The sequence below is a fragment of the Alphaproteobacteria bacterium genome (assembly GCA_024244705.1).
Classification (GTDB): Bacteria; Pseudomonadota; Alphaproteobacteria; order JAAEOK01; family JAAEOK01; genus JAAEOK01.
This window is the reverse complement of record JAAEOK010000098.1, coordinates 1-18,136: the sequence shown is the minus strand read 5'-3', so window position 1 is coordinate 18,136 and position 18,136 is coordinate 1. Positions and strand designations below refer to the sequence as shown.

The 18,136-nt window shown below is 58.8% G+C and carries 13 protein-coding genes and 1 pseudogene; 10 read left to right on the top strand and 4 right to left on the bottom strand.

Annotation, left to right across the window (positions count from 1 at the left end):
• Window positions 1-13 precede the first annotated feature (13 nt).
• The 7 genes and pseudogenes from GY791_18075 to GY791_18045 all read left to right on the top strand — a co-directional run bounded on the left by GY791_18075 (window position 14) and on the right by GY791_18045 (window position 9,980).
• Window positions 14-502: a (2Fe-2S)-binding protein gene (locus GY791_18075; protein MCP4330337.1), complete on the top strand. Its 489-nt coding sequence runs from the start codon at window positions 14-16 to the stop codon at window positions 500-502.
• Window positions 499-2,826 carry a xanthine dehydrogenase family protein gene (locus GY791_18070; GenBank protein ID MCP4330336.1) on the top strand — a complete coding sequence of 776 codons (2,328 nt, stop codon included), beginning with the start codon at window positions 499-501 and terminating at the stop codon, window positions 2,824-2,826. The genes GY791_18075 and GY791_18070 overlap by 4 nt, the downstream gene beginning before the upstream one ends.
• 40 nt (window positions 2,827-2,866) lie before the next feature.
• Window positions 2,867-5,320 (top strand): FAD-dependent oxidoreductase, encoded by a 2,454-nt coding sequence (locus tag GY791_18065; protein MCP4330335.1) that lies wholly within the window; start codon window positions 2,867-2,869, stop codon window positions 5,318-5,320.
• Window positions 5,321-6,036: 716 nt separating this feature from the next.
• A pseudogene (locus GY791_18060) lies at window positions 6,037-7,044 on the top strand (IS1380 family transposase).
• Between the two features lie 203 nt (window positions 7,045-7,247).
• Entirely contained in the window at window positions 7,248-8,375 is a 1,128-nt protein-coding gene (locus GY791_18055; GenBank protein MCP4330334.1) for a PLP-dependent cysteine synthase family protein, read from the top strand.
• Between the two features lie 180 nt (window positions 8,376-8,555).
• Entirely contained in the window at window positions 8,556-9,191 is a 636-nt protein-coding gene (locus GY791_18050; protein MCP4330333.1) for a tyrosine-type recombinase/integrase, read from the top strand.
• Window positions 9,192-9,515: 324 nt separating this feature from the next.
• Window positions 9,516-9,980: an L-2-amino-thiazoline-4-carboxylic acid hydrolase gene (locus GY791_18045; protein ID MCP4330332.1), complete on the top strand. Its 465-nt coding sequence runs from the start codon at window positions 9,516-9,518 to the stop codon at window positions 9,978-9,980.
• 342 nt (window positions 9,981-10,322) lie between these two features.
• On the opposite strand, the gene GY791_18040 is transcribed toward GY791_18045, so the two are convergent.
• The gene (locus GY791_18040) at window positions 10,323-11,579 is read right to left on the bottom strand and encodes an MFS transporter (GenBank protein ID MCP4330331.1); all 1,257 of its coding nucleotides are present in this window, start codon (window positions 11,577-11,579) and stop codon (window positions 10,323-10,325) included.
• A 297-nt stretch (window positions 11,580-11,876) separates the two neighbouring features.
• Entirely contained in the window at window positions 11,877-12,248 is a 372-nt protein-coding gene (locus tag GY791_18035; GenBank protein MCP4330330.1) for a DUF4440 domain-containing protein, read from the bottom strand.
• Window positions 12,249-12,525: 277 nt separating this feature from the next.
• On the opposite strand from GY791_18035, the gene GY791_18030 reads away from it, so the two are divergent.
• Window positions 12,526-12,951, top strand: coding sequence for a nuclear transport factor 2 family protein (locus GY791_18030; protein MCP4330329.1), 426 nt, complete (start codon window positions 12,526-12,528; stop codon window positions 12,949-12,951).
• A 588-nt stretch (window positions 12,952-13,539) separates the two neighbouring features.
• A complete protein-coding gene (locus GY791_18025; protein MCP4330328.1) occupies window positions 13,540-14,502 on the top strand; it encodes an AEC family transporter in 963 nt (320 codons plus the stop codon).
• 529 nt (window positions 14,503-15,031) lie between these two features.
• Here GY791_18025 and GY791_18020 read toward each other — a convergent pair.
• Both GY791_18020 and GY791_18015 read right to left on the bottom strand, forming a co-directional pair.
• Window positions 15,032-15,661 carry a nuclear transport factor 2 family protein gene (locus tag GY791_18020; GenBank protein ID MCP4330327.1) on the bottom strand — a complete coding sequence of 210 codons (630 nt, stop codon included), beginning with the start codon at window positions 15,659-15,661 and terminating at the stop codon, window positions 15,032-15,034.
• A gap of 196 nt (window positions 15,662-15,857) precedes the next feature.
• Entirely contained in the window at window positions 15,858-17,171 is a 1,314-nt protein-coding gene (locus GY791_18015) for an IS1380 family transposase (GenBank protein ID MCP4330326.1), read from the bottom strand.
• 355 nt (window positions 17,172-17,526) lie between these two features.
• Here GY791_18015 and GY791_18010 point away from each other — a divergent pair, with 355 nt between their 5' ends.
• Complete coding sequence (locus GY791_18010) at window positions 17,527-17,952, top strand: hypothetical protein (GenBank protein MCP4330325.1); 426 nt, start codon at window positions 17,527-17,529, stop codon at window positions 17,950-17,952.
• The last annotated feature ends 184 nt before the right edge of the window (window positions 17,953-18,136 follow it).

Here is an 18,136-nt window from a genome sequence, read left to right as displayed (position 1 = left end):
GGAGAAGAGCGGGATGCCCTCGAAAAAAGTAGTGACGCTTCATGTCAACGGCGAGGCTCGCGAGATCACCGTCCCCGCGCATCGTACGCTCCTGGAGGTCTTGCGCGAACTCGGTCATGTCGAGGTCAAGTGCGGCTGCGAAAAGGGCGATTGTGGTGCCTGCGCAGTGCTGCTCGACGGCGAAGCCGTGGATAGCTGCCTGACCCTTGCCTGGAGGGCCGACGGCCGGGCGGTGACCACCGTCACCGGCCTCGGCGGGCCGGACGACGTTCATCCGCTACAGGCGGCTTTCATCGAGCACGGCGGCGCGCAGTGCGGATATTGCACGCCCGGCATGATCATGGCCGCCAAGGCCCTGCTGGACGAAGACCCGAGCCCCACCACCGAGGACATCAAACGGGGGCTCAGCGGCAACCTGTGCCGATGCACCGGGTACACCCGGATATTCTCGGCCATTCATTCCGCCGCCCGGACCCTGCGCGAACAGAGAGACGTCGTATGAGCCGCATCGAGCATCCCAGTCACGCCGCGGCAAACGTCAGACTTCGCCAGATCGGCAAGCCGCTGGTGCGGACGGATTCGCCAACCAAGGTCTACGGCACCGCCACCTATGCGGGCGATCTCGTCATGCCCGATATGCTGCATGCCGCCGTCCTGCACAGCGACCGGGCCAGCGCCTTGCTCAACCGCGTTGACGTGTCGCGGGCCAAAGAGCTGGCGGGCGTGCATAGCGTGCTGACCGGTGAGAATTTGCCCGCCGAGCAGGGCGTCATGACGGATATGCCCGGCCAGACCGGCGGCATGACCAAGAACACAAAACAGCCGATCCTGGCCAAAGACCAAGTTCGATTTTTCGGCCAGCCCATCGCCCTGGTCGCGGCCGAGACCGTTGCCGTCGCCGAACAGGCCATTCGGCTCATCGAGGTGGAATACGAAGACGTTGAGGGCATTTACGATCCGTTTGAATCCCTCAGGCCCGGCGCGCCCATCGTCTACGGCGAGGACAACGTGGTGGCACGGTATAAGATTCGCAAAGGCGATCTGGAAAAGGGCTTCGCCGAAGCCGATGTGATCGTCGAAAACACGTTTACGACACAATACCAGGAGCAGGCCTTTCTCGAGCCCGAGGCGGCCCTGGCCTGGGTCGACGAGCACGACATCCTCAACATCCGCTCCAGCACGCAAGTGGTCGAGCATTATCGCGCCGTCGCTGATGCCATCGGCCTGCCCCACAACCGTGTCCGCCTAAGAGCCGAGTTCGTGGGCGGCGGTTTCGGCGGCAAGGAGGTCATGACCATCGAGGTCTGGCTGGCGTTGCTGGCACTGGACACGCGGCGTCCAGTGCGTCTGGTGCAGTCCCGCGAACGATCGTTCGTATCCCACGGGCCGCGGCATCCGTTCACCATGACGCACCGCTCAGGCGTGACCAAGGACGGAAGGATCACCGCGCTGGAAATCAGCCTAACCTCCGATGCCGGCGCCTACGCAAAGCTCAGTCCCTATATCCTGCTCTATGCCACGGTCGGAGCCACCGGCCCCTACAAGGTCGATAACCTGCATGTGGACTCCGTATCCGCCGCCACCAACAATCTGCCGACCTGCGCCTTCAGGGGATTCGGCACCATGCAGGCGAACCTGGCCTGCGAGGGGCAGATCGAGGAAATCGCCAAGGTATTGGGCATGGATGCGATGGACCTGCGTCGTCGCAACTTCATCCAGACCGGCGACCCCAACGTAACCGGACAGATCATCCGAAGCGCGGTCTGGTCGGACCAGTGCGCGACTGAGGCGTTACAGGCCCTAGGCGAGCGCCCGCCCGGAAAGGGACCGGTCAGGATCGGCCGCGGCGTTGCCTGCTATCAACAGAGTTACGGCCGCATCCGCTGGATGAAGGATTCCAGTGAAGCATGGGTCGGGGTCGAGATGGATGGCACCGTTATCGTGCGGAGCGCGGTCACGGATATCGGCGCCGGCCAGTCGTCGGCCCTAGCCCAGATCACGGCGGAGGTGCTTGGCGTGCCTATGGATCAGGTGGTCGTCTATTTCGGCGACGGCGCCATAACGCCCCTGGCCGGCACCTCGACGGCGAGCCGTGCCCTCTATATGTCGGGCAACGCCACCAAGATGGCTGCAACCCAGGTGCGGGAAAACCTGCTGGGTCGAGCCGCCCAGCATTTCGGCGTCGCGCCCGACGAACTGGATATGTGCGACTCGCAGGTCTTCGTGCTCGATAATCCCGAGCGCTCCATGAGCCTCAAGGACCTGGTCATGTCGTGCGCGGCGGCAGGCATTCACCGCCACAATCTGGCAATCTTCCGCGCCCCCGTCAGCGAAGGTCTCGATCCGGAGACCGGCCAGGGCGAAGTGTTTCCGGATTTCACCTACGGAGCCCATGCCGCCGAGGTGGCGGTCGATACCGAGACCGGGGAGGTGCGCGTATTGCAGAGCATCGGCGCCCACGATGTCGGCCAGGCCATTAACCTGCGCGCCGTCGAAGGCCAGATCGAAGGCAGCGCGCTCATGGGACAGGGTTTTGCGCTGAGCGAGGAGTTGATCCTCGACAAGGGCTGCTTGACGAATGCTTCGCTCAGCGAATACCTGATCCCCACATCGGAGGACGTGCCCGAGATCAAGGCAATCGTTCTGGAATCGCGAAGCGGTCTCGGTCCGTTCGGAGCCAAGGGTATCGGCGAGCCGGTCTTCGCCCCGGTGGCGGCGTCCATCGCCAACGCCGTGGCCGACGCCATCGGCATCCGCATCTTTGATTTGCCGATCACACCGGAGAAAGTGATCAAGGCGTTGCGGGAGAAGGAAGCGGCCGGGTGATAACCTCCGGGACGGTCTCAATGCATGCGAAGTCTGCGAGGTGTCCGTGAACGAGGCCCCGCCGACACACGCCCGCGTCGCCATCATCGGTGGCGGTATCGCCGGCAGCAGCATCGCCTATCACCTGACCAAGTTCGGCATATCCGACGTGATTGTCGTGGAGCGCGGCGCGCTGACCTGCGGCACGTCATGGCATGCGGCTGGGCTGATCATGCAGCTTCGCTCCAGCCATAGCCTGACGGAATTGGCCCGCTATAACGTGGAACTTTACGGCGGCCTGGAGGCTGAGACCGGCCAGGCGACTGGCTTCAAACAGAACGGAACCCTGGCCATCGCGCGGAACAAGGACCGTCTGTACGAGATCAAGCGGTCGGCCACCATCGCCAAGAGCTTCGGAATCGAGGCGGATATCATCGGGGCCAAAGAGGCCAAGGAGCTTTATCCCGCCATCGACGAGAACCTGGTGGAGGGCGCGCTCTTTATCGCCAAGGACGGCCAGACCAACGCGGTCGATACGGTGATGTCCCTGATTGCCGGGGCCAAGCAAGGCGGCGCCCGTGTATTCGAAAATTCGCCGGTGACACGGCTGGAACGGTTGGCGTCCGGTGAATACCGTCTCGAAACGCCGGGCGGCGCCGTCCAATGTGAGACGTTGGTCCTCAGTTGCGGGCTATGGACCCGGGGGCTGGCGGCGCAGTTGGGCATTCGCGTGCCGCTTTACGCCTGCGAGCACATGTACGTGGTGACCGAAGCCATGGATCTCGTCGCGCCGACACTGCCCGTACTCCGCGATACCGACGGCTACGTCTATATCAAGGAAGAAGCCGGCAAACTGCTGATCGGCTCGTTCGAGCCGCGTGGCAAGCCGCTGGCCGTGGAGAATCTGCCCGCCGAGCAACAGTTCATTGAATTGCAGGAGGATTGGGACCATTTCGAACTGCCGTTCAGCAAGGCCATGGAGATCATTCCCGCCCTGGAGGAGGCGGGCATCCAAAGATTCATGAACGGCCCGGAAAGTTTCACACCCGATGCCTTGTTCGCGCTGGGCGAGGCGCCCGGGGTCGCCAATTGTTTCGTCGCCGCCGGGTTCAATTCGGAGGGCTTCGAGATGGGCGCCGGGGCCGGGCGGGCGCTGGCGGAATGGATCGTCGAGGGCGAGCCGGTCATGGATTTGTCGGACGTCGACGTCGCCCGCTTCCATCCGTTTCAGGCCAACAGGAAATACCTGCACGACCGGGCGGGAGAATCCCTTGGCTCCATCTACGAGATGCATTGGCCCAACAAGCAGCACCAGACGGCCCGCCCGGTCCGCAAAAGCCCGCTCCACGACCGGCTCGCGGCGCGCAACGCCTGTTTCGGCGAGACGGCGGGCTGGGAGCGCGCCATGTGGTTCGCCCCGAAAGGCGTCGAGCCCAGGGATATCTACTCCCACCAATGGCCGAACTGGTACGAATACACCGCCGAGGAGTGCCGCGCCGCCCGCGAGGATGTTGTTGTTCTCGACCAAAGCTCTTTCGGCAAGACACTGGTGCAAGGCCACGATGCCTGCGCCTTCCTACAACGGATGTGCGCGGGCGATGTTGACGTGGCCGTCGGCAAGCTCGTTTACACGCATATGCTAAACCGGCAGGGCGGGGTCGAAACCGACCTCACCATCGACCGCTTGGCCGAGGACCGGTACATGATCGTGTCCTCGGCGGCCACGCATCAGCGGGACATGGCCTGGATCGGCAAACACCTGGACCCGGACGAACATGTGACGACCACGGACGTTACTTCCGCCTATTCGGTGCTTTCCGTGCAGGGCCCGAAATCTCGCGACCTGTTGGCCCGCATTACCGACGCCGATCTCTCCAACCTGGCGTTTCCGTTCCTGACCTCACGGGAAATCGATATCGGTGATGCACGGGTCATGGCCAAGCGCTTGACCTTCATTGGTGAACTGGGATGGGAACTGCATATCCCGAGCGAGTTCGTTCAGAATGTCTTCGACATTCTGATGGAAGCCGGCGCGGAATTCGGCTTGCGGATGGCCGGATATCATGCCCTCGAGCATCTCCGCTGCGAGCGCGCCTACCGTGAATACGGGTTCGACATCACGCCCGACGACACTCTTTACGAGGCGGGGCTCGGTTTCACGGTGAAGCTGGATACGCGCGGCGGGTTCATGGGCCGCGATGCCATAGCGCCGCAACGCGGCCAAGTGCTCAACAAGCGTCTTGTCATGTTCAAGCTGACCGACCCCGAGCCGGCTCTGTTCCATGACGAGCTGATCCGCCTGGATGGCGAGATCGTCGGCTATATCAGTTCGGGGTCCTACGGCTTTACCCTGGGACGCGCGGTGGGCATGGGCTATGTGCGTCATCCGGACGGGGTTACCCAGGAACTGATCGAGAATTCCCGATTCGAGATCGAGATCGCCTGCGAACATTACTCGGCCGAGGCCTCTTTCCGGGCCTTCTACGATCCCACGGGCGAGCGGGTGAAGGTGTAATGCGAGTATCGCCCGCCCGAGTCCTGCATTTCGGCTGTCGGCCTCGCCGTGACACCGAAGTGAACCACCTTCCGTCGATCGTGGCTCAAGACGACAAGCACGAACAGGATCTTGAAGGTCAACGTAGGTACAACAAGGAAATCGATCGAGGCTGTGCAAGGAAGGTGATTTCGAAGGAACGTCACCCATTGGTGATCGGGATCCGGAGGGCGGCGAGGCATGTACCTGGAAACGGTTGCTTGACTGATATTGAAACCGAGTTTCAGGACTTCACCATGAATCCTTGGCGCGCCCCACAGCGGGTTCTGCGTACTCATTTGCCGAACGAGGGCTCGCACCTCAACGGGCGCCCTCGGGCGACCACCACGCCGCCGCGACTTCCAGCACCAATAGACTCGGAAGCCTTCGCGATGCCATCGCACCAGCGTCTTAGGGTGGACAATCCGAATCAACCGTGCGGACTCGGGCCAAAGCCGTAGGAGCCAGATGAAGATCAGGCGGTCCATCTTGGTAAGGCGTGCCCGCTTCGGTGCGGTGCGTTTGAGAATCTCGATCTGATGCCGTAGCGCAAGATTTTCGACCTGGAGTTCGGCTCGGGATTTCAGGCTGAGAATTATCTGAACCCGCGTTCCCCAAATGACCAACACTTCTAAGACCGTTTTCATCTGATTCTGTGATATGTTTTATGGGGTTAGATCAGGTGGAGGGCGGGTTGCATGCAGAGCCCGGAGGGTGACTCGGATCGGCGGCCTTTGCGGCCTGTTTTCGACCGACGCCTCAAGCTTGAGTTCCACGGGTCGCGGGTCACATCAGACGCCGGTCTGCTCGCCTACCGGGAACTCGACGATGTTTTGGGCCTGACCGCATTGGCCAGCGATGTTCTGACCGACTGCCGCACAGGCAAGAATGGCTGGCACGGGATCGTCGGCCTGCTCCGCCAATCTGTCTATGGTCGTCTCGCCGGGTACGAGGACGTGAATGACGCCGACCGCCTGGGACGTGACCCGGCGATGCGCTGGATCGTGGGCGGCACGGCGGTTTCGCGTCGGGGTGCATCAACCAACCAGATGGGTCGCTTCGAGACCGAGTTGCTGGCCACGGATGACAACCTGGCCGCTGTCACCAATCTTTCCGGCATCTGGATCGACGAGGTGCATGATCGCAAGCTGCCGAAGGCCATCGTGCTCGACATGGACAGCTCCGTCAGCCCGACCTATGGCGATCAGGAAGGCACCGCCCACAACGGCCATTTCGGCTGCACCTGCTATCACCCGCTGTTCGTGTTCAACCAGTACGGCGACCTGGAGCGGTGCGTGCTCCGCCCCGGCAATGTGCACAGCGCCGATGACTGGCACGACGTTCTGGAGCCGGTTGTCGCCCGCTATCGGGATCGGAAGCTGCGGCGCTACTTTCGAGGCGATGCCGCTTTCGCCTCACCGGACATCTATGAGTTCCTGGAAGCCGAAGGCTTCAAGTACGCAATCCGGCTTCGTGCCAACAAGGTGCTGCAAGACAGCATCGGCCATCTGCTCAAGCGCCCCGTTCGCAGACCGCCGAAGGAGGTGCGGCGGTATCACGCCAGCTTCAGCTACCAAGCCGCAAGCTGTAAGAAGCGCCGTCGCGTCGTCTCCAAGGTCGAGTGGCATCCGGGAGAACTGTACCCGCGTGTCGGGTTCATCGTCACCAACCTGTCGCGGCCCGCCGAGCGAGTGGTCGCATTCTACTGTCAACGGCGGAGCAATAAGGGGCCACGGGGCGGTGTAAAAGGGGCCAAATGTCTAGTTTGTGGGCCGAAGCGGTCGTGCCGGCCAAAGGGCCCGAACCGCCGCTTGTAGCCAATATCAGAAGTTGGGCCACCGGATCGTGTTCCAACTACCGCCTGATCCGGTTAGTCTGCGCTGACGATTGATGTCGGGCGGATGCGGCCATGAATGACCAGCCTACAGAAACAAACGGGAACCCGAAGATCATCTCAAAGGACGCATCGTGCTCTCTTCCTGATCGTATGTGGGTGAGCGAAGCGGTTGAGAGGATCGATGCGGATTTCAATCGTTCCGCGGATACCCATCTGATCAAAGTTGGGCTCTCGGGTTTTGAAGACATCGATCTATACCTCAAGGACGAGTCCACGCATCCCTCAGGCAGCCTGAAGCACCGCTTGGCCCGGTCGCTATTCCTGTATGGCTTATGCAACGGGCGCATTCGCAAAGGCACGCCGATCATTGAGGCCTCTTCGGGGAGCACCGCCATCTCGGAAGCTTACTTTGCCCGATTGCTTGGGCTGCCCTTTATGGCGGTGGTGCCCGAGGCCACATCGCAGCAAAAGATTGAGCAAATCGAATTCTTCGGTGGCGAATGCGTCCGGGTTTCGCCGCACAGCATTTACGACGAAGCCGAAGCTCTCGCAGTGCGGTTGCACGGGCACTATATGGATCAATTCAACGATGCGGCGCATGCCACGGACTGGCGAGGAAACAACAACATTGCAGAAAGCATCTTTGAGCAGATGGCCAGAGAACGCCATCCCGTCCCGAAATGGATTGTCGTGAGCGCCGGGACGGGCGGCACGGCGGCGACGATCGGCCGGTTCATCCGTTATCAATGCGAGTACCTCACTCAGTCCCAGCTATGCGTGGTCGATCCTGAAAACTCAGTCTTTTTTGATTTCTTTTGCACCGGCGATGGTGACCTAACGACCTCCAGAACCTCTCGCATTGAAGGGATCGGCCGTCCACGGGTTGAATCCTCGTTCATACCAGAGGTGATTGACCGGATGATCCAAGTGCCGGATGCAGCCTCGATCGGAACCATCTGGTGGCTTGAAGCGGTGCTTGGCCGTAAGTGTGGCGGATCGACAGGAACAAACGTTTTTGGTGCGCTTAACTTGATGAACGAGATGCGGTCACGCGGCGAACGAGGAAGTGTCGTCACCCTCATCTGCGATCCAGGCGAGCGATACCTGGGCACATATTATGATCATGCGTGGGTAGCGGATCAGAACCTGGACGCAGCGTTTTACCGGCAACATCTGTCAGAACTAATCGGGCAAACTTGAGCCCCTCTCAGTGGACGACGGACTTCGCCTCTGGGTCAACTTCTGCCTAGGCGTCGCGCTCAACATCGGGCCTTGTGGCTGTTCCGCTCCGAAAGCCGACGTGTTCGCGACTGATCCGATCAAGCGAATCCGGGCGGATCATATCCTGTCTTTCTCCATGTTGGAGTAAGGAGAAAGACAATGTTCGAAAACACAGACAAATACGAAACCAGTGCCGCGCGCGTTCCCTGGAACAAGGGAAAACTCACCGGTCAGAAGCCACCACTACAGCCGAAACATGTCTGGACGATCAGAGCCCAACTGCAATTGACCGGACGGGCTCGCGACCTGGCGTTATTCAATCTGGCGATCGACAGCAAACTTCGCGGCTGCGATGTCGTTGCTCTACGTGTTGAGGATGTCGCCCCTCACGGCTATGCACTGGACCGGGCAACAGTCCGGCAGAGGAAAACCGGTCGACCCGTCAAGTTCGAACTTACGGACCACACTCGAGCCGCGATTGATGACTATCTACGGACCAAACCGAGAAGGCACAGAGAGTATCTATTTGGCGGGCGCGGCCAGACCGATCGCCATCTGTCGACGCGCCAGTACGCGCGTCTGGTTTCTGATTGGATCGCGCTGGCTGGTCTCGATCCGCTTCAATTCGGCACACATTCGCTCCGCCGAACGAAGGCGACACTGATTTATCGAAAGACCGGGAATCTGCGAGCGGTTCAGCTTCTTCTCGGTCACACAAAGATCGAAAGTACGGTGCGATACCTCGGTGTTGAAGTTGACGATGCACTGGCAATCGCAGAGCAAGTCGAAGTCTGAAACCAGGGGCGGAGCCGTCGTGCTCCGCCTTACCCAATTCGGCAGTTGAGTGCCACAAGCGGCCATACAACAGTAGCCTACACCCACGATTTTCCGTGGCTGTCAACGAGAACGTTAGGTGCAGAAATCTTGTCTTGGATTGGCGTGTGGTACTTTCCGGAACTGTCAAGGATCAGGTGTCTCCGGGCGATATGATCGTCACTGAAACACCCGGCGGTGGCGGATTTGGAATACCTGTCGCCCCCCGCAAAGTGGCCGAATGAGTTGGCTGCAAAGCGAGCCTATCCACAAAACTCAAGATATCCTAAGGAGGAAACGTTAGCCATGAAAGAATCCAAACATCTTGAGCGCCGGAGAATAGAGGCCGAAATGATTGCGCGCATCTATCGAGAAATGACCAACGTTGTTGACTCCAAGACAGCATTACAAGTCTTGACCACTGTAATCGAAAATGCGGCATTTGAAGAGGGCCAAGCGTTCGAGGCCAAAGCAAAAGGCGGCCCCAGCCTTGATCATTTTAGAACGATCTTGGACTACTGGGGGGATGCAATGGATATCGAGGACATCGAGGAGGATGGGGGCACATTACAGTTCAAGGTAGTGCGTTGTCATTATATCAAGTTCTACGAGAAGATCGGATTACCACCTGAACTCGTTAAGCTGCTTTCTTGCGCTCGTGACGCTCCTTTCGCCAAAGGTTACGGCATCGAATTCTCTCGGAATCAGACTTTGGCTGAAGGAGCGGATCATTGTGACTTTTGCTACAACTGGCGCTCAGGCAATGAGTGACGTGTTGCGAGGACACGGTGATGGGGACCAGCTTCTTCCAGGACAAGCGCGCCCTGCGCGCCTATTGCTCAGCCAGCCCGCTTCGGGTCATCTCCCGCCCTTCTCGTCCGGCACCAGCTAGGTCAGCTGACGCGGGTGAAGCCGACGACATCAGCGAGAGAGGGGACCATCAGATTGGGACGACTAGAGCTGGGGGTATTGCTGCCGTGGCTAGGTGCTGCCCAAATAGGCGGAATCGTGCCAGAAGCGGAAAGCAGCGGCGTCGGGATGTCCGGTCCTCATCCCAGGCGCCCTCCGTACGCCTAAAGCATACTCTAGGCATCCCCCGCATCGTTAGCGGCCTCATGATGCGCCGGGTCGCGCCAATAATTTGCGCATCGCCGGTGCGCCCCATGTCGTCGCCATGAACAGCAACCCAAGAGCTGCTGCCGCCGACGCGATATAGTACGGCGAGCGGATGTCGACGCTCATCAGCCCGCCGCCCGACAGCGACATGATTCCGCCGGCGAGGCAAAAGACCGCGGTCGTGACACCCATGACCCAGCCCTGATCGGCCTCGCTCACGCTGCCCGAAAACATGCCGAGGAGCGTCGGATACGACACCCCGAACAAAAAGTAGAAGAAGAAGATCGGAACGAATGTCAGGAACGCCACCGGAATCAGCACAAAAGCAAGCGAGCAGATCACCATGGTCACCAGGCTCATGCCGACGATGAGCTGCTTGCCGAACCGCCACTGCGCCGGCTTGACCAGGAAAGTACTGCTTGTCGCCAAAGCGACGCCGATCACCAACATGGCCACGCTGCCACCAAGCACGCCATATCCGAACGCGCTCGTCAGGTAATTGTCGACGAAGATGTAGAAAGTGACGTTTGCGACCATGAACAGGGCATAGACCGGCATAATCCGCATGACGATCGGAAATTGGGTGACCCGCCACAGGCTGTCGGTAATGTCGCGTGGCCGGAAGACAAAGGGTGTGCGCTCCGTGCGAATGTCGCGGAAGAAAACGATCACCAGCGCGATTGCGAGCAGCACCAGTACAAACGCCGCGTAGAACGGCAGCTTGAGGCTCGCCACACTGCCGAGCAAGTCGGGATCGGACAGAATGCCGCCGATGATGGGACCGCCGACCAGACCGAAGCTGATGCCGGTGACGATGAAGCCCATGTTTCGGTCGCGGTCGGCATCGTCGGTGCTCCCGTCGATCATCGCCGCCTGGGCGATCGGTTGGTTGCCGGCGGTGAAGCCGGTAATCGCCCGGCCGAGAATCAGCAGCCAGAGGCTGTTTACGTAGAGCGAGACAAGGGTTATCGCATAGCCGGTCAGAGCACCGCCGAGGCAGATCAGCAGGGCGTTCTTGCGGCCGATCGAATCGGAAACTTTGGCGACGTAAACCACGCCGAGGAACCAGGCGAGGAAGAAGATGCCGATGACCAAGCCATAGTCGAAATGGCGCAAGCCCATTGACGTGCTCTCGGGCAGAAAGCCGGACGACCGGTCCATGATCAGAGTGTTGATGATCGGGAAAACCAGCCCTTGCCCGATCAGGTCGACAAAGACCACGAACATCAGCGTGATCTTAGCGATCGTCGTCATTGCGTCCCCTCGCCCATGATTTTCACGTCACCCGGTCTTTCTTCCTTCGACTCGTCATTGTCAGGTCTGGCGAGTCAAGTCGTAGGACCAAAGCGCCCTCAGTATTTCGTTGGGTCACTCCTCGCCGGAACAGATCCGTTACGCGCGCAACGTCTGGTCGGCGCGCAAAACGAGAAGGTCAATTGACTCTATCGCTTGATGACTCCTTCGGGTCAAAAGCAGATCCAAGTCTGGACCACTGGTTTAGTTCGCTAGTAGCCACGAACGGTCATCGGCCAAGGTTGGCACCGCATCATCCTACGGCCCGTCGCTGTTAAAGATGGACACGGTGACCTTCCATGTGCCGTCTGCCTGGCGTCTCAAAATATTGAGGAACTTGCCCTGCTCCGGTGGATTCGTGCCTGTCACGGCGTAGGTTCCTATCTGATAGGCCAGGTCACCCTCGACACCGTATTCCACCAGTTCATTGCTATGCGTGCCGCCGGTACTTTGCTCCATCCGAGAAAGGTAGGTTTCTTCAAATGCCTTTTTGCCACGAGTCATCGGTTGATCAGGTGCCATCAAGATAACATCTTCGGAAAAAAATGCGGCACAGCCTGCGGCATCACCTCGGTTAAAAGCCTCGTTATACGCAGCGTCAAAGTCTTCTAGAAACTTTTTCATATCCATGGGTTTCTCCTTTCAGTCGTAGTTTGCGACAAACTGGATTGTGTTGGCAAAAGTACCAATTCGGTAGGCCATGTCGCCCTCAACACCATAGCCCTCCGCGTGATTAGCATCTTGCACAGCCCCGACGCCGAAAGCGATTATCAAGGAAAAGCTGAAGCCAAATTTGCCGGGGCGTGGAAGAGGCCCACCGACTTGCGATTCGAATGAAACGGAGTCACGCTGAACCACTGAAGAAGGGACCACTTCAAGATTTTTCGCCAGGGAGCGGTTACAATTCATGGCGGCAGAAGACGAAGTCCGCGCGGCATCGAGAAAATTCTACGCAGCGCTGAACCGAATGCTCGGTGGAGATGCTAGTTCGTTGGGAGACATCTGGTCACACAGTTCGACTGTTTCGACCATGCACCCGATTGGCGGTCGGGAGATCGGGTGGGAACAGGTCAGAGCATCGTTTGAGCAAGTCGCTCGGTCTTCGACAGGTGGTCGGGTTGAACTAACGGAACAGTTAATTCGGATTGCCGGAGAGTTCGCTTACGAGCTGGGTGTCGAGCGTGCGCAGTTTTCCATTTCCGGGGAGCCGTTAAGCTTGAATTCGCGTGTTACGAATATCTATCGGCGGCAGGCCGGAAATTGGAAGGTCGTCCATCATCACGGCGACAAATCTCCGGGCATATTCGAAGCATTGAACCGTTCGAAGACCTAGTTTCAAACTCGGAGCCGCCGGTTTACTTGGCCGACGCTAACGAGATCGCTGGCATGACCGCACTGGGTCTTGACTGTGTGAAAACGTTGAAAATTGATGAGCTCGCGCAACAATCGAATCCACACGATCGCGGTTTGATATTGAAATTGCTGAAAACGATGGCTCTGTGAATGTATCTGTCGTCGCTGGGACTTAAGCAAACGTTTTCACACAGTAGCCAAAGGCAGACTTCATGCAGTGGCGCGCTCGAGAGCTACAACTTCCTTCGGTCATAAGTACATTGGCTATATGTCCGGTTCATGCATCTCGATTGTGATATCGAAGGGATGATGACGGAGCGCAGTGTTGATATCTCCTACGAAACCGCAAGTCGATAGGTGCTCAAGTTTGCTCCGAACATCGCCGCGAACCTGAAACGCATGCGATCCCCGGCCAGCGACCACTGGCACATTGACTAGATGCCCTGACGGTCTACGGCATACGCTACTGGCTTTGGCGCGCCGTCAACCTCTCCCACAAAGGCCGAATGTGCTACGGTCTTCGCCCCAAGACGGTGGTTATCCGGAGAAGCTAGGTTCAATCTAAGCCATGCTCGAACTACTTGGGCTGATATTGCCTGTATTTGCAGTTGTCGCGGTGGGGTACCTGACCGTGCGCTTCGGGGTCGTGCCCGCGTCGATCGCGCCGCCCCTAGTCCAGTTCGTCTACCACATCTCTCTGCCCGCCTTGATATTCCACATCATTGCCGGCGACCCGATCATGGCGTTTTTGAACTGGGATTTCTGGATCACTTTTGGCGGCGGTTCGCTCCTGGTCCTCGTGCTGGTCTTCCTTGTTGGTCGGTCCTGGCTGGGGGGCGATCTGGCTCACCGCGCGATCCTGGCGTTTGCGGCGGTGTGGATCAACTCGGGGTTTATTGCCTTGCCGATCCTGCATGTTCTCTTCGGCGCCAAGGGCGTCCCTCCCGCCGCTATCGCCAACATGATCAATGCCGCCATTTTGTTTCCGGTGTTGGCTGCGATCCTGGAGACAACGCGTGTTGGCGAACACGGTGAAAAGAGAGCGCCTTGGCGTCTCGCGCGAAATGTCGTCTTAAGTCCAATGGTGTGGCCAACGGTGCTCGGCATTATCTTTGTTGTCTTCGCGATCCCCGTGCCGAAGCCGGTCGAAGACTTCCTCGTCATTCTGGGATCAGCGCTCACGCCCTGCGCGCTGTTTGCCATCGGTGCATCGATCGATTTCAAGGAGATGCTGCACGACATCAGGCGCATCGTCGTTCTTTCGATGGTCAAGCTATTCGCCCTGCCAGCAGTTGTGCTCGGCATCGGACTCGCGCTTGACATGGCGCCCTTCTATCTGATTGCCGCCACCATTTGTGCTGCGGTGCCGACCGCAAAGAGTGTCTTTTTCCTGGCGAATGAGTATCACGTCGCGGAGAAAAGTGCCGCGGTCATGATTTCCGCCACCACCGTGGCGGCGATTGTCACCATGACGATCTGGCTCATGGTGCTCGCAGCGATCTATCCTTCGGTGTTCCACGGCGACCTGTGAGCCCTGATGCCGTCCGACGACCTGCTTTTTGGAGTTTGACGCCTCATAGAGTAAGAGGGTCGCGGTTTGTATATGGCATCCATATAGAGCTTTTGCTTGAACAAGCTTCCAAACAGCAGCCAGAAGCGATGATTAGACCACGCTCCAGTTTAGGACGTCCGCTTGGGGTCATCTCCGGCCTATCTCGTCCGGCACCGGCTAGGTCGGCTGCCACGGGTGAAGCCGACGACATCAGCGAGAAAGCGGACCATCAGATTGGGACGGCTAGAGCTGGGGGTATTGCTGCCGTGGCTAGGTCCTACCCAGATAGGCGGAATCGTGCCACAAACAGACCTAAGTACATTCAGCCGAGATTGTAGCCCAGCGCATGAAGCTGGAGCCGCACCGCGTTGGCCGTGAATGACCGGCACGACAACCGCGTCCACTTGATCGCGCCCTTGCTCTAAATTGGATTGCCAAGTGACACCCTCGTGAATCGTCGGCGCCTCGTCGGCTGCCACGGTGCCGCCCACGAAGACTGCTTCACAGATCAAGCAGTCTTGCGGCCCAGCCGATGGAACGAGTCATAGACCTGTTGAAGCAACTCGGCGACGTCCGGGTCTGCGGGTCCGACGGAAAAGTCCGGCTCACCTGGCAGGCGCGAATCCACTGCCCAACGTCGGTTCAGCAGCCAGGTCCCATCAACCTTCGTCAACTCGTCGTCGAAGTGGCCTGAGAAGAATATCTTATAGCCTCGGCGCGTAGCCACGGTGACAACGACGGTTGATTGACCCTTTGCGGACATGCCGTCGTCCGCGATGCGATAGACAGGCGAGGCCGACAAGTGACGTGTTGGAATTGCCCGATGCACTTCGGCATGGTCGCGCAGCTTCTCACGTCCCCGAATGCTATGATTGCCGTGACCCAGCATGCCGTCCGGACTGAAGCAATTGGCGAAGTCCAGGGGCTCCGTGTGGTCAAGCGCGTGCGTATAAGCAAACAGAAGCTCATAGATCTTCATCATTTCGATGTATTTGGCGGTCTGGTCCATGTCGCCCCCGGTGAATGATTTGCCTGAGTTTCCCCAGTTGCGTTGCTTCAGGACAGCCTGATGCCAGCGGGCACGAAGTTCAACCGACATTTCCCAGATGAACGCCAGTTGCAGCATCAGGGTAGCCATTTGGGCTCCCCGCGGCAATCCGGAATACGATATGAGCCGCCGATGTTGCCGCTGGCGTCAAGCATGGCCCTGCCCGGCCGCTGACGGCTCTATTTTCCGTTAACAAGTCGCACCTCTCCCGTGGTTCTTGCTGGAGTTCATGACAACCGGACGCGTCACGCCAGCGCTGGTGGTGGCTGTGGCCGGAGTTCCGCGATCAGTCGCAGGATCTCGGCGAACAATCCCCCGGCACCGCGACCTCGGCCATCTGGAATGTGACGTAGCGGCCGTGCGTGACGATCCTGGCGCCGATCTTGATCAGCTTCTCCCTCAGGCTGGTCAGCGACCACTGTTCGACCGCCTCCGGCAGAGCCAGCGTCCGCATGAAGTTACCGAGATTGTAGGCGAGCGCATGAAGCTGAAGCCGCACGGCATTGTTCTGGAACCGCCGGCACGACAGCCGGGTCCACACAATCGCGTTCTTGCCCTCCTTGATGTGCTGCTCGGCCGTGCCGCGCTGATTGTAGAAGGCGACCACGCGCTTGGCCGGTCGGGTCAGGTTGGTGACGATGAAGCCGACGGTCGGATAGAGTTGGCCGGGATGCCATTCCACCTTGGCGACGACGCGGCGCTTCTTGTCCCATGACCCTGCCTGGTAGCTGAAGCTGGCATGGGTGCAAACCACATGATTTGGTGGGCGGCCGACAGGCCTCGTCAGCAGGTAGGCGATGCTTTGCTGAAGGATCGCGTTGGCCTTGAGACGGATCGTGTACTTGTAGCCCTCGGCCTCCAGAAACGCATAGATGTCCGGTGAGGCGAACGCGGCATCGCCTCGGAAGTAGCGGCGCAGGTCCCGTTCCCGGTAACGCTCAACGACAGGCTCCAGAACGCCGCGCCAGCCGTCGGCGCTGTGAACGTTGCCCGGACGAAGTTCGCTGCGTTCCAGATCGCCGAATTGGTTGAACACAAACAGCGGATGGTAGCAGGTGCAGGCGAAGTGCCCGTTGTAGGCGGTGCCTTCCTGATCGCCATGGGTCGGGCTGACGCTCGAATCCATGTCGAGCACGATTGCTTTGGGCGGATGCCGGGCGTGCACCCGGTCAATCCATTGTCCTGACAGATCGGCCAGTGCGGCGAGGTTCTCGTCGGCGGCAAGAAACTCCGTCTCGAAGCGCGCCATCTGGCTGGTCGATGCCGCTGATCTCGCAACAGCCCGGCCGCCGACAATCCATCGCATCGCCGGATCACGTCCCAGACGGTCGGCGTCGTTCACGTCCTCGTAGCCACCGAGGCGGCCGAAGACGGATTGGCGAAACAATCCCGTCATCGCGTGCTGGCCGTTCTTGCCGGTGCGCGGATCAACGAGTTCATCGCCGACCATGTTCGTTAATCGGAGCGCGTCATCGAGCTCGCGGTAGGCAAGCAATCCGGCGTCGGTGGTGATCCTCGAACCGTGGAATTCAAGCTTCAGGCGGCGGTCGAAATCGAGTCGCAAAGGCTGGTTCCCAGATTCACCCGCCGGGTTCGCCATGATGTCCTCGCGCGATCCATATTAAGATGTTGATTATTATATCTGAATCGCCGCAAAATCACAGAAAATTACCATGTCATCCGGCGAATGCGGGTTCAGATTTGTTTTGAAATTTCCGACGCCGCGTCTAACGCTGACCGCTCTGAAATTTCTGCCAAAGACTTAGAAATTTGTGGACCCAAGTCGCATGAAATCGAGGCGTAGGATTCGTTACAATGCGCTATCCCTTTCTGTCGATCGCCAGACCCCGTACCGAGAAGGAACAAATCGTGCTATGGGAGCGGCGTTCTCCGGGTTCCTATAAGAATTCAAAATCCAAAAAAATGAACGACACTGGCAACTCAGGACTTCCACAATGGCAACCCTGAAAGAACGGATCGAGAACCATCCCGCGGTCTTCTTCCTCGGAGCGATCGTCCTAGGATTCCTTGCCGGCATAAGTGCCTATCAGACCGTGTTGGAGATTTCCAATCAGACGACTGTCTCAAGAAACGAACTTACCGCTTTGCGCAAAGATTTGAAGATCCTGGAGGAAAAAGCGGCGGACATGGGCGCCGGGCAGGAAATGAGCCCAATTAGCTACGATATGGATCGACATGGGGACGACTTTGATGGCCCTGCCTTGCCAACGCGATTTCCAGGACAGTGCCAGGACAAATGCAGAGATATACCGGAATGTAAAGCGTGGGCCTATGAACCTCCAAACAAATGTTGGCTAAAGAAAGGGAAGCCATCAGAGCAATCCAGGCCCGGCTTCGCGTCTGGAGTAAAGCGTAACTAGTTCAATACTTTGGCTTGTCTTCACGCCTGTAGATCAGCGAGGCCTTATACCAAGTCTCTGTGAGTGGGACTCATATAGGGGCTTTCCGGAACGGTGTTTTTCTGATTCAAGATGGCAAACGGATGGAGGTTTGCCATGGGTTCTCCGGTTTCACTTCGAGACGATTTTGGTGCGGCCGGACTTC